This is a genomic window from Collinsella sp. LCP19S3_D3, from assembly GCF_052121455.1.
Lineage (GTDB): Bacteria > Actinomycetota > Coriobacteriia > Coriobacteriales > Coriobacteriaceae > Collinsella.
The window spans coordinates 1-381 of sequence record NZ_JBQKEF010000070.1; the positions used below are offsets into that span (position 1 = coordinate 1).

The 381-nt window shown below is 70.3% G+C and carries 1 pseudogene; it reads right to left on the reverse strand.

The features are described from left to right. Positions 1-184: 184 nt before the first annotated feature. Positions 185-381 (reverse strand): annotated as a pseudogene (locus ACTQXM_RS09080) (IS30 family transposase); the annotation flags it as partial.

The window sequence follows — 381 nt, forward strand, 5'->3', positions numbered from 1 at the left end:
CGCTCCCGCAGTTAACCGAACGCCCCCGAGGTCCTATCCGGGACCCGGGGGCGGCATTTTCCCAGTTGAAGGAATGGTGGAGATGTGTTTCGATGGGTCCGGTGGCCATGCTCCGCCCGCCGCCCGGCACCTCTTCCCAGACTCAGCCGGACGGTCGGTCCGTCTATTCCGTTTTTCTCCTAGGCTAGGCCAGCGGGGCATCGCCCCTCTCTGCGCGCGCCCTCTCGATGAGCCCCGGCGTCAGGTCGAGTTCCCCGATGGGCACGTCCCCCACGCCGTAGGCGTCCAGCAGCGCCGCCGCGTCCTCCCCGAGCATCGCCCTGAAGGCGCGCGCGGGCGTCGCGAAGCCGAGCGCGCCGCGGGGCTCGGAGTTCACGTGCG